Source organism: Parabacteroides leei (assembly GCF_023369805.1).
Classification (GTDB): Bacteria; Bacteroidota; Bacteroidia; order Bacteroidales; family Tannerellaceae; genus Parabacteroides; species Parabacteroides leei.
This window is the reverse complement of sequence record NZ_JAMBQG010000021.1, coordinates 22,201-34,460: the sequence shown is the minus strand read 5'-3', so window position 1 is coordinate 34,460 and position 12,260 is coordinate 22,201. Positions and strand designations below refer to the sequence as shown.

At 46.2% G+C, this 12,260-nt stretch carries 9 protein-coding genes; 4 read left to right on the top strand and 5 right to left on the bottom strand.

Going from position 1 to position 12,260, the window contains the following annotated elements; genetic code table 11:
• Positions 1-16: 16 nt before the first annotated feature.
• The 4 genes from M1P97_RS21905 to M1P97_RS21890 all read left to right on the top strand — a co-directional run bounded on the left by M1P97_RS21905 (position 17) and on the right by M1P97_RS21890 (position 5,446).
• The gene (locus M1P97_RS21905; RefSeq protein ID WP_195374532.1) at positions 17-1,480 is read left to right on the top strand and encodes a SusD/RagB family nutrient-binding outer membrane lipoprotein; all 1,464 of its coding nucleotides are present in this window, start codon (positions 17-19) and stop codon (positions 1,478-1,480) included.
• Between the two features lie 323 nt (positions 1,481-1,803).
• Entirely contained in the window at positions 1,804-2,712 is a 909-nt protein-coding gene (locus tag M1P97_RS21900) for an electron transfer flavoprotein subunit beta/FixA family protein (RefSeq protein ID WP_195374531.1), read from the top strand.
• Positions 2,713-2,716: 4 nt separating this feature from the next.
• Positions 2,717-3,736, top strand: coding sequence for an electron transfer flavoprotein subunit alpha/FixB family protein (locus M1P97_RS21895; protein WP_122363315.1), 1,020 nt, complete (start codon positions 2,717-2,719; stop codon positions 3,734-3,736).
• A gap of 3 nt (positions 3,737-3,739) precedes the next feature.
• Positions 3,740-5,446 carry an acyl-CoA dehydrogenase family protein gene (locus tag M1P97_RS21890; RefSeq protein ID WP_249390203.1) on the top strand — a complete coding sequence of 569 codons (1,707 nt, stop codon included), beginning with the start codon at positions 3,740-3,742 and terminating at the stop codon, positions 5,444-5,446.
• A gap of 226 nt (positions 5,447-5,672) precedes the next feature.
• On the opposite strand, the gene M1P97_RS26460 is transcribed toward M1P97_RS21890, so the two are convergent.
• The 5 genes from M1P97_RS26460 to M1P97_RS21865 all read right to left on the bottom strand — a co-directional run bounded on the left by M1P97_RS26460 (position 5,673) and on the right by M1P97_RS21865 (position 12,229).
• Positions 5,673-5,834: a hypothetical protein gene (locus tag M1P97_RS26460; protein ID WP_249390202.1), complete on the bottom strand. Its 162-nt coding sequence runs from the start codon at positions 5,832-5,834 to the stop codon at positions 5,673-5,675.
• A gap of 296 nt (positions 5,835-6,130) precedes the next feature.
• Positions 6,131-7,426, bottom strand: coding sequence for an MATE family efflux transporter (locus M1P97_RS21880; protein WP_249390201.1), 1,296 nt, complete (start codon positions 7,424-7,426; stop codon positions 6,131-6,133).
• 217 nt (positions 7,427-7,643) lie between these two features.
• Positions 7,644-9,716 carry a BT4734/BF3469 family protein gene (locus M1P97_RS21875; protein WP_249390200.1) on the bottom strand — a complete coding sequence of 691 codons (2,073 nt, stop codon included), beginning with the start codon at positions 9,714-9,716 and terminating at the stop codon, positions 7,644-7,646.
• 156 nt (positions 9,717-9,872) lie between these two features.
• Positions 9,873-10,259 (bottom strand): HU family DNA-binding protein, encoded by a 387-nt coding sequence (locus M1P97_RS21870; RefSeq protein ID WP_195374526.1) that lies wholly within the window; start codon positions 10,257-10,259, stop codon positions 9,873-9,875.
• 362 nt (positions 10,260-10,621) lie between these two features.
• The gene (locus tag M1P97_RS21865) at positions 10,622-12,229 is read right to left on the bottom strand and encodes a RagB/SusD family nutrient uptake outer membrane protein (protein ID WP_249390199.1); all 1,608 of its coding nucleotides are present in this window, start codon (positions 12,227-12,229) and stop codon (positions 10,622-10,624) included.
• Positions 12,230-12,260 lie beyond the last annotated feature (31 nt).

Sequence of the window (12,260 nt, the reverse complement as noted above, 5' to 3'; positions counted from 1 at the left end):
AGACACGAATTAAGTTATGAAAAAAATAAAATTATTCGCATTAGCATTAATCGGACTATTATCTTTTAATAGTTGCGGGGATTACGGAGATGACAACATCGATCCGAACAATCCTTCAAACCCGGAAACCCGTTTCCTGTTTACGTATGCCTGTAAGAATGTTTCCCTATTTTCTTATGTGGCTAATTACAATCCCTGGACACAGTTGTTTCCTCAATACCTCTCGGAACGTCAGAACATCCAATATTCGGATTTCGGTATGACTGATTTCAATACGGGTCCTTATTATTACGAATATATCCGTAACCTGGAAACAATTATCAAACTGAATACGGATGAAGAAACGAAAGATTTACCCAACGTAATACAATTGGGCAGTACAGCCAACCAGTTGGCCGGTTGCCGTACATTACGTGCTTTCTATTATATGCACCTGACAGACATCATGGGTATGATCCCTTATAGTGAAGCATTGAAAGGGGATGATGGGAACTTCAATCCGAAATATGATACACAGGAATTCATCTATGAGGATCTGGAAAAAGAACTGAATGAAGCGTATGCACAATTCGATGAATCCGGCACACTGGATAAAACGTATGACATTCTTTACAACGGTGACGTGGCCAAATGGAAGAAACTGAATGCTTCATTACGAATGATGATGGCCATCAAACTATCCGATGTAGCTCCGGAAATAGGGAAGGCACGTTTTGCCAAGGCTTACGCCGACGGAGGTATGACAGACAACAGCGAGTTGCTGGAATACAAATACCTCCCGGAGACAGCCAACCAAAATCCTCTGTATACTAATATCATAGAAAGTGGACGTAAAGACTTCGCTCCGTCAAAGACCATCTTGGATCAATTGATAGCCTATAACGATCCGCGCCTGAAAGAATATGCAGTGCCCAATTCGGAAGGAGAATACAATGGGGTACCTTTCGGCCTTACCAAAACAGAAATTGCACAATACACAGACATGGCTTTTTTCAACGAAAGATATTATCAGCAGGATGCTCCTATCGTTGTGATTTCCCCATCCCATATTTTACTGATCGAAGCAGAAGCGGCCATCCGAGGCTGGATCGGCGGAAATGCGGAAGAACTGTATAATGCAGGTATCAAAGCCTCTTTCGGTCAATACGGTATCGGTTCAGACGAATTCGACAAGTACATCATACAGGATGCGATCAAACTGACAGGCTCCGATACTGAAAAGATCGAAAAGATAGCCATGCAACGTTGGTTAGCCAACTTTATGCAGGATGGTGTCGAGGCATGGTCAGACTGGCGTCGCCTGAACGTTCCGGATATCAAGCCGGGACCATCGGCAACCATCACGCATATCCCGTATCGCCGTGTATATTATCCGGACGACTATAATACAAACAAGGCTAATTACGACGCAGCGATTGCAGCACAAGGTCCGGATAATTTCGACACGCGTGTCTGGTGGGATACATCGGACAATAAATAAGAAGTTATTAATTACAAATAATGCCAAACCCTATTTTATCTGATCAAAGATAAAAAACACACTTATTAAGACCGGGGTTAATAGTGATATTAGCTCCGGTTGTTTGTTATTTAAGGGACAGAATCATATTATCAACAGACGTACATATAGATCGGTTTATAAATATAAATCCCCAAAACTACTGCTCAAAAAAACCTAAAGTGTGCACATTTCAGGTTAAAGTTGTTTGATATAAAGAATGTTTGACTACTTTTGCAGTTCGGTATTTTTTACTAATTACCGAATAATTTTCAGACAATAGAAATCTAATATTCCTATTTAATATGAGTTTAAGAATTATTGTTTTAGCGAAGCAGGTTCCGGACACACGCAACGTGGGAAAGGATGCGATGAAAGAAGACGGAACGGTAAACCGTGCCGCACTTCCCGCCATCTTTAACCCGGAAGACCTGAATGCATTGGAGCAGGCTCTGCGCCTGAAAGATGCCTACCCCGGATCAACTGTTACATTGCTGACTATGGGCCCGGGACGTGCCGCCGAAATTATCCGTGAAGGTCTATACCGCGGAGCAGACGGCGGCTTTTTGTTAACCGACCGCGCCTTTGCCGGAGCCGATACACTGGCTACTTCATACGCTTTGGCTACGGCTATCAAAAAAATTAATGATTATGACATCATCATCGGTGGCCGTCAGGCTATTGACGGAGATACGGCACAGGTAGGTCCCCAGGTAGCAGAAAAGCTGGGATTGACACAGATCACTTACGCTGAGGAAATCCTGAATGTGGATGAAACAGCACGCCGTATCACCGTTAAACGTCATATCGACGGAGGTGTGGAAACCGTAGAAGGTCCGCTGCCTATCGTCATCACAGTAAACGGCTCGGCAGCTCCCTGCCGTCCGCGTAACGCCAAACTGGTACAGAAATATAAGCGTGCCATGGGTGCACAGGAAAAAGCAGCTCACCCGACAGCCTGCCATCCTGATGTTCCGAGCGAACTGCCGTACGCAGACCTTTACGAAAAACGCCCGTACCTGAATATCCAGGAATGGAGCGTGAACGATGTAAACGGAGACTTGGCACAGTGCGGTCTGTCCGGTTCACCTACAAAAGTAAAGACTATACAGAATATCGTGTTCCAGGCAAAGGAAAGCAAAACGCTGACCAGCGCGGATAAGGATATAGAAGAGATGATTGTTGAACTGTTAGCTAACCATACCATCGGATAAGATTATGAATAACGTATTTGTATATTGTGAGATTGAAGGCACAACCATTGCCGATGTAAGTCTCGAACTTCTGACCAAAGGTCGTAAGTTAGCGAATCAGTTAGGTTGCCAACTGGAAGCAGTTGTTGCCGGTAGCGGCCTCGAAGGTGTAGAAAGCCAGGTACTGCCTTACGGTGTCGACAAAGTACACGTGTTCGATGCTCCGGGCCTGTTTCCTTACACTTCACTACCCCATTCTTCTGTCCTGATCAACCTGTTCAAGGAAGAAAAACCCCAGATCTGCCTGATGGGTGCTACCGTTATCGGTCGCGACCTGGGTCCTCGTGTATCTTCTGCACTGACCAGCGGTCTGACTGCCGACTGTACTTCACTGGAGATCGGTCCTCACGAAGATAAACGGGCAGGTATCACATATGAAAACCTGTTGTATCAGATCCGTCCAGCTTTCGGTGGTAACATCGTTGCCACCATCATCAACCCGGAACACCGTCCTCAGATGGCTACCGTTCGCGAAGGTGTGATGAAGAAAGAGATCCTGGATGCCAATTATAAAGGCGAAGTGGTAAAACACGACGTAGCAAAATATGTATCCGATGCTGATTATGTAGTAAAAGTAATCGACCGTCACGTTGAAAAAGCAAAACACAACCTGAAAGGCGCTCCTATCGTAGTTGCCGGAGGTTATGGCGTAGGGTCGAAAGAAAACTTCAACCTGCTGTTCGAATTAGCTAAAGAACTTCATGCAGAAGTAGGTGCCAGCCGTGCTGCTGTCGACGCCGGTTTCTGTGACCACGACCGCCAGATCGGACAGACCGGTCTGACCGTTCGCCCGAAACTCTATATCGCTTGCGGTATTTCCGGACAGATCCAGCACATTGCCGGTATGCAGGACGCAGGTATTATCATCTCCATCAACAACGACGAGAACGCTCCGATCAACACCATCGCTGACTATGTGATTAACGGTTCGGTTGAAGAAGTGATCCCGAAGATGATCAAGTATTACAAACAGAACAGTAAATAAGATATGGCAAACTTTTATTTAGATAATCCCAGCATGAAACATCACCTGCATCACCCGTTGATGCAGCGGATCGTAGAGCTGAAAGAACGCGGCTATGCCGACAAGGATAAATTTGACTATGCTCCTCAGGATTTCGAAGATGCAATGGACAGCTACGAAAAGGTACTGGAAATTGTAGGTGAAATCTGTGGTGAGATCATCGCTCCCAACGCAGAGGGCGTAGACCATGAAGGCCCGTCTGTTGCCAACGGACGTGTAACGTATGCCAAAGGTACTCAGGAAAATCTGGATGCCGTACGCAAAGCCGGCCTGATGGGTATCGCAATGCCACGCCGTTACGACGGTCTGAACTTCCCGATCGTTCCTTACATCATGGCAGCCGATATGGTATCGCGTGCCGATGCAGGCTTCGAAAACCTTTGGGGATTGCAGGACTGTGCGGAAACATTATATGAATTCGGTAACGAAGACCAGCGTCAGCGTTATATCCCGCGTGTTTGTGCCGGAGAAACGATGTCGATGGACCTGACAGAACCGGATGCCGGTTCAGACCTGCAGTCTGTTATGCTGAAAGCTACTTACTGCGAAAAGGACGATTGCTGGTATCTGAACGGCGTAAAACGTTTCATTACCAACGGTGATGCCGATATTCACCTGGTACTGGCACGTTCCGAAGAAGGCACACGCGACGGTCGTGGTTTGTCAATGTTCATCTACGACAAACGTAACGGTGGTGTAAATGTTCGCCGTATCGAGAACAAGATGGGTATCAAAGGATCCCCTACTTGCGAATTGGTATTCAAGAATGCTAAAGCCGAACTTTGCGGTGACCGCAAACTAGGTTTGATCAAATATGTAATGGCATTGATGAACGGTGCCCGTCTGGGTATCATGGCACAGGCCGTAGGTTTGAGCGAAGCGGCTTACCGCGAAGGTTATACCTATGCAACGGAACGTAAACAGTTCGGCAAAGCGATCATCGAATTCCCGGCTGTATATGAAATGGTAGCCCTGATGCGCGCCAAAGCGGATGCTTCCCGTTCCATGCTTTACGAAACTGCTCGTTTCGTAGACGTTTATAAGGCGTTGGACGATATATCCAAAGAACGTAAGCTGACTCCGGAAGAACGTCAGGAAATGAAGAAATACAGCAAACTGGCTGATGCTTATACCCCGATGGGTAAAGGTATGACCACCGAATATGCCAACCAGAATGCATATGACGCGATCCAGATCCACGGTGGTTCAGGTTTTATGAAAGACTATGCCTGCGAACGTATCTACCGTGACGCCCGTATCACAAACATCTACGAAGGTACGACCCAGTTGCAGGTGGTTGCAGCGATCCGCCACGTCACCACCGGTACTTACCTGGCTCAGATCCGTGAATACGAAGCTATCGAATACAAACCGGAACTGGAAGGTCTGAAGAACAAGCTGAAAGCAATGACTGACAAGTACGAAAAAGTAGTTGCCGCGGTTACAGAAACCAAAGACAACGAATACATCGACTTCCAGGCACGCCGCATGGTAGAAGCTGCCGCTCATTGTGTCTTCGGTTACCTGTTATTGCAGGATGCCAACAAAGACGACAGTTACCGCCGTTCAGCCGAAGTATATATCAACTACGGTCAGGCAGAAGTGGACAAGATCGAATCTTTCATCAACAACTTCAACCGCGAAGATCTGGCGTATTACAGACAAGCATAATACAACATCTCATAAAAAAGAAAATCCGGGTATCGTTTGATATCCGGATTTTTTATTTCTACATTTGTCCCAACAACCAAACAGTATTAGCTATGAACAATTACAATCCTTTATTACACCACCGTCATAGTATCCGGCTACAAGGATACGATTACTCCCAAGAAGGTTTATATTTTGTAACGATATGCAATGCTTGTTCGGCAACATCACCAACGGCCAAATGATATTAAACCAATTTGGCCAAATCATCGAATCCGCCTGCCAACAAATCGAACAACAATCCCCCCACATCCGCTTCAACATCTATTGCATCATGCCCAACCACTTCCACGCCATCATCGAAATCCCCTCCCCCTGTACGGGCGGTTCGCGAACCGCCCTTTCCCACCCCACCAAACCCCTAGGCCGCATCATCGGCGCATTCAAAACAATCACAACCAAAAACATCAATCTTATCAATAACACACCAGGCCAACAATTGTGGCATCGCAATTATTATGAACATATTATCCGCAATGATTACTCGTATCAGAATATATATAATTATATATTGGAGAATCCGGAGAGGTGGGATAGGGATAAATATAGGAGATGAGAGGGGGGGATGGGGGCGACGGTAGGGGCGGTTCGCGAACCGCCCCTACAGGGCCTGCCCTATTCAAATAAGCCTGCCTTATAGCATATTCAGATAGAGGCAAAAGAGCGGCGATGCCACAATATCCATTGCATAATCCCGCGCAATGACAAATATATCAAAAACGCCATCCATAATGCATGGTTTCCCATTATTCCATAAAACAGATAATAGACAACGAAGAATGTTCCAGAAGCGACCAGCATCGAATAAAGCATCAGGCGGGTAGCCGTAGCCCCGATCAGGATGCCGTCCCAGAGGAAAGCGGCAAAACCGGCCAACGGGATAGCCAGTACCCAGTAATAATAAGTTCCGGCAGCCTCTATGACTGTCGTATCATTGGTCAATAAGCCCAGAAAGCCTTGACCGCCTATCATATACAAAATTGTAAAGGATAATGACAATCCCCATCCCCAACGGAATAGTAACCGGATCATCCTTTGTAATCCATTCCGGTTCTGTGCACCGACATAACGCCCCGTCATCGCTTCGCCGGCATAGGCAAAGCCATCCATGATATAAGAAAACAAGGTGAACAACTGCATTAATAAGGTATTGACAGCCAATACGACATCTCCCTGTCGTGCCCCTGTCGACGTGAAAAAGGTTGTGACAGCCACCAGGCACAACGTACGGAAAAAGATATCGCTATTTACCTGGAAAAAACGATGCATAGCCGTCCAGCCCAGGATCTCCCGCCAGCGAAAAGGGATTTTCAATCTTCCGTAATAACGTAGCCAAAGCAGTAAAGCCATAAAAAGTCCGGCGTATTGGGCAATCAACGTACCCAATGCCACGCCCTCGATCTTCATATCCAACAGATAGACAAAAGCCAGGCTCGCGACGATATTCACTATATTTTGTGTAATCGCTATAAACATCGGGAAACGGGAATTCTGCATGCCGATAAACCACCCGGCAAAACCATACAACCCCAGTACAGCGGGTGCTCCCCATACACAGATACTAAAATAAACCGTAGCCAACTCGCGAACCTCGGCAGTAGCATCTATCAAAAGAAAAGCGACTTTCCGAATCGGATACTGAAGCAGCAACAGGCATAAAGCTATAAAAAGTCCTACTCCCACCGCCCTCAACAAAACACGGGTCACCTCTTTCAAGTCACGTTTACCAAAAGCCTGCGAAGTCATGCCACTCGTCCCCATCCGCAGGAAACCGAACAACCAATAGATTATATTAAACAGCATCCCCCCCACTGCGATCGCTCCGATATAGGAAGCCGATCCCAGATGCCCCACAATGGCGACATCGATCAGTCCCAAGAGAGGAACGGTTATATTTGAGACAATAGAGGGTATTGCCAGTTGAAGTATCTTTTTGTTCATATTATATCCTTATATCGACATGCAAAGATACAGATTTGTTTGCATTTTATCAGATTTGTATTATCTGCAACAACAATGCCGAACAGCTTTCATACAAATGTTTCACTTATTTCATCTGTCATCTGCAACAAATACACATAACACGTTATTGAACAGCGAATTTACGGTTGCAGATTCAACTATTTATCTGCAACCGCATCTGCCACCTGTCACCCCTTTACTTTATTTTTACAACAGAATAGCAAGTACCGCGTCGGGTACGCCGGGAAGGATACTTGTTTTTCTGCAACAGGCGACCGAAATAAGATAACCGTTTATTACCCAACTTCACACCACTCATCTTTTGCAGATAGAGGATTATTTCAATCGGAGAAAGACATTCACAATCTTCATCCGGCAAAGCAGGACGGAAATATTGCAAAAGCAATTGTTCTTCAACAGGCATTTGCTGAAAAGCCTCATTATTCTTTGTCGTCGAGAACTCTTCTTCGGAAGTAAACCAGTAACGCTCGCCAGAAGCCAAAGCGGCTGATGCCTGTGCATACAATTGCCCGTAATTTACCGTAAACGAATGGTCGATCGTACCTGTTATTTCAATACAAATAAAACGGCGGCTTCCGGTCGGATCGGACAATAAGTCGTAATTATTGCAGGTCGCGATGAAAGAAGCATAGCGATGCAGCGCATCGATACTCCGCTTATAAGGCTGCCGGGCATTGACTACCGGCTTTTGAAGGACATGCTTCAAAAAACTCTGATAAGCGGAACTGACCGAGTCGAACTCGTCGATATTGATCAAGGCAAAACGACTTAACATCAACTCCGCATTTCGCTTGTTCCCGAAATCAATACTATCGGTATAATATAGACGCAAAGAAGGAGGCAACAAATTCCGGCACCAGGTAGACTTGCCGCATCCCTGCGGACCTACCAGCAATGGCAACGAACTGTTCGCATGCAGATGTTCGCGCCTGCGCCAATGCATGACCACACTCAGAAACCAAATATAAAACAGATCGCGCCAATCCGGATTCGCAGTCGGCAATGTATCTGCCAAAGCACGAATATGATCCTTTCCGTCCCAGGCAGGCAAATGATCCAGAAAATCATCCAATGGGTGAAAGACCGGTGCGCGATCCGAATAAACATACCGTTTCACATCCCTGTCCCACAAGGCCACCCCCTCCGCCTGAGCATTCAGCCCGATACTGTTCAATACGGTATCTGTTATCGGAGCAAACTGAATATAATAAGATCCGCGAGTACGAAACTCGACCTCCCCGGTCAGCATATTACGCCGGAATTCATAACGCCGCTTCATAAACTCATCCGTTTTAACAGCCATCAATTGTTCCTGGGGTACAGTAAACTTCTTCCCGAAATTCCTGGATAATTGATAAGCCGTATGTATCGTTTCCCTTATTTCCTCTTCAAAAAACTTCAGATCCTGGTATATCATCGTCCAGCGAACGGCATCTTCTTCCGGAATACCCGAATGGAAACAGTTTTCAGCCAACCGGATCAGAAAAGGCCTGACCTCTCTCCCTTCATCCAGCCCTCCGGTCTTGTCCAACGCATCCTGTACACAGGCATTATACAAACGGGAAATAATATGGCTACGCTCATAACCCGGCATTAATCGCAGTAACGGGTCTTCATTTTTCTCAACCGCCTCCCTGTAGGTAATTTCAGAAGACAGCTGCATCGGTTGCTTCAATGTCAATGGGATAGCCGAAGGATTATAATAAAGTTCCGGATCATACGAGAACCTGCATCCTTGCTCCAAAGACGGGTTTTCAAACGGGATATCACGTTGCAGCTGGCCACGGTAATAATTCACCGCACGCCGACAGGCTGTTGCATGAAACAATTCTGCCAACTCTTTCGTTTGCGGCAAAGAACCATCCGGCAGGGTAAACGGAACCAGTATTTTCACACTTTTCCCACTCGATCCGGCAAAAGCCGCCAGTGTCTGTGGAGCTTCCGAGGCTAATTTCTTTATCTTTTCCACTTCTCGGCGATCTGCCAGGTTATTGACCTGCACTAACACGATGCCATTGTACAAACTGAAATACAGCTCATTCTCTTTTTTCCTGAACTTAGCTGCAAACAGTAAAACAGGGATCTTATCGGCATGGACATTTTTGCGACCAGGCATTATGCTTTTCAGTGACTCTCTCAACAATGCTATTTCTCTGCTATACTCTTCATTGGCCATCGTTGCCATTACAGCACCCAACTCTATATTTTTCAGCGACTTTCCATCACCTTTCATTTGTGTTACTTTCATAAATACCCTTTATTTTATTTGAGGTGTGTGACAGATAACAGATGCTGTTGCAGATAACACCTCATCATCTGCCACACCTAACAAAATATCTTTCAGCCACCTACCAACAACAGTGGCAGATGACAGATAAACTCCCAAAACTTTATGTACAAACGATTATTTCAGCTTCGTAAACTCTATATCACTCAGCTTTTCCTTCAGTTTCGGACTGGGTTTAAAGCTGATACTTTTCAATTTGATGGATTCGGCACGTATCTTGGAAGGAACTTCCACCTCCCGGTTCGGTTGGGCGGTGATACTGAACGTACCCAAACCGTCTATCGTAACGGTATAGCCATCTTTCAGATGAAATGCGACCATACGGGTCAGGTTTTCGATCATCCCTTTTACCTCCCCGTAGTTGAAGGTGCTGGCATCGGCCATCTGTTCTGCCAGGGCGTCGAGATTAACATTACCGTTGCTTACGGTGGTTACTGAGTACTTCACCTGCTCTTTATTGGTAATATTGTCATTGATTTTCGTGAGTTTGTACTTTACAGCCATGCGGTTCCCTTTCTTTTAGATTTAATATTACTACTAGTTATGTTATAGATTACCACCTTCTATATCAAAGGTTATTATCCGGTAATATCAGCCTGTACAGGATGGTCGATTATGGTGTACAGGATAATCGGACAAGATGTACATCATGGTCTGCCAGGGTGTAAAGGGTGGTTATACCAAGTCAGGACTAAAGGTATAAAATATCGGGAGAAAAGCAATAGTTTCCGGTAGTATTCTTTCTAAAAAACAGTGAGGAAGAGTTTTTCAGCCATACTGCCAAAGAAATGACAGCGGTTAAAAACTCTTCCTCCGCTATATATAAAGGCGTTCCAAAGTACTAAATGGCACGCAGGTCACACGGATCAGTACCCCGGATTCTGTTCCAGTTTCGGATTCTTATCTATGCTACCCTGGGGGATCGGCAAGTAACGGTTCTTTGCAGCGAACTGGCGGTTTTCGATGAACTCCGAGCCTTTTACGACGGCCCGTTTGTAAGGATCCGTTTCTTTGTAGTCGATAGTACCGGAGATACGGTTCAATGTACCGTTCAATACTGTCTCAGCCAGCATTTTATTATTGGCATCTTTCCAACGCAGAATATCCGCACGACGCAAACCTTCACCGGCAAACTCGACAGCCCGTTCGCGGTGGATCAGTTCACGCAATTGGTCTTTAGATGCATACTTCGCCCTGTCTACCACCGGCATACCTGCACGGGTACGGATCTGATCCAGATAGTCGTACACCTGAGCCGAAGGACCGTTCAACTCGTTTTCCGCTTCGGCATAAGAAAGCAGCACCTCCGCATAACGGAATACGATCACACAAGCTCCGGTATTCCATACATTGGGATACTGTTCAAACGGGTCCAGGTATTTCGCCCAGGTAAGAGCCGTCTTGGAAGCATTGTCCGTATAGGTCGGATAGTTGATGTTCTTCCCGCCTTCCGGTGTCAGTTCGTCCAGTGTATTTAATACCTCACCTCTCCAGTCCTGTCCCGGGAACAGGATGGTCATTTCCATACGGGGATCGCGGTTGGCGAACGGATGAGCCGCATCGTACAGGCTCGACTCTTCCTTCGTTTTACCATCCGTCATTTCATACATATCCACCAGGTTCTGAGTCGGAACGATAGACGACCAGCCGGCATCCTTGTTGTTATACATCTGGCCGATCGTACCCAGACCGAAGGTATTGGGAATACGCTGGTCGGCAATGATAATTTCTTTCGAGTCGACACCGGTCAGCTTGAACAGGTTGGAGAAATCAGGATCGAGCTCATACTGTTTCAGGTCGATGATAGCCTGAGCAGCCTCTTTGGCTTTCTGCCATTCTCCATAATACAAGGCTTCACGCATTTTAATAGCTAAAACGCCACCTTTGGCAATACGTCCGCGTTCGGAAGGAACCGTATTGATACCGGCCAGGGCATCATCCAGGTCCTGAGCGATCTGTTTACGCACTTCTTCTTCCGTATTACGGGGCACCTGGGCCTCCTCAGCCGTCAGGTAAGAGTCGATGATAGGCACACCGCCATACCACCAGTTCATCAGGAAGTATTTGTAAGCACGGATCGCCTTGGCTTGTGCTATCAGGTCTTTTTTCTTTTCTTCCGATTTGAACTCTACGTTATCGATATTATCGAGTACCGTATTACAACGGCGGATAATGGTAAAACTATAGAACGAAGCACCAGTATTGGAGCTTGACAAAGAGCCGTCTCCCCATGGACGCCACCCTTCCCAGGAGAAGTTGTTATACCCCAGATCGGAACCGCAATCCAGATACAGGATCGAACCCGGGTCCCACAAGCCGTTATAACATCCTACCACAAAGCTTTCGGCATCGGCCTCTGTCTTCCAGGTGGTGGAAGGCGACAGGGCATCATGTGGAGCTGTATCTAAAAAGTCAGAGCAGGAGGCAGACAAAAGGGCTACTCCGGCCAATAAATATATAGATAATCGTTTCATAAAATTCAACTTATATTAGATAATCATTAAT

Excerpts from the sequence above, each read along its gene's own strand:
- M1P97_RS21905 (WP_195374532.1), top strand. The coding sequence starts at position 17 with ATGAAAAAAATAAAATTATTCGCATTAGCATTAATCGGACTATTATCT.
- M1P97_RS21900 (WP_195374531.1), top strand. The coding sequence starts at position 1,804 with ATGAGTTTAAGAATTATTGTTTTAGCGAAGCAGGTTCCGGACACACGC.
- M1P97_RS21895 (WP_122363315.1), top strand. The coding sequence starts at position 2,717 with ATGAATAACGTATTTGTATATTGTGAGATTGAAGGCACAACCATTGCC.
- M1P97_RS21890 (WP_249390203.1), top strand. The coding sequence starts at position 3,740 with ATGGCAAACTTTTATTTAGATAATCCCAGCATGAAACATCACCTGCAT.
- M1P97_RS21880 (WP_249390201.1), bottom strand. The coding sequence starts at position 7,426 with ATGAACAAAAAGATACTTCAACTGGCAATACCCTCTATTGTCTCAAAT.
- M1P97_RS21875 (WP_249390200.1), bottom strand. The coding sequence starts at position 9,716 with ATGAAAGTAACACAAATGAAAGGTGATGGAAAGTCGCTGAAAAATATA.
- M1P97_RS21870 (WP_195374526.1), bottom strand. The coding sequence starts at position 10,259 with ATGGCTGTAAAGTACAAACTCACGAAAATCAATGACAATATTACCAAT.
- M1P97_RS21865 (WP_249390199.1), bottom strand. The coding sequence starts at position 12,229 with ATGAAACGATTATCTATATATTTATTGGCCGGAGTAGCCCTTTTGTCT.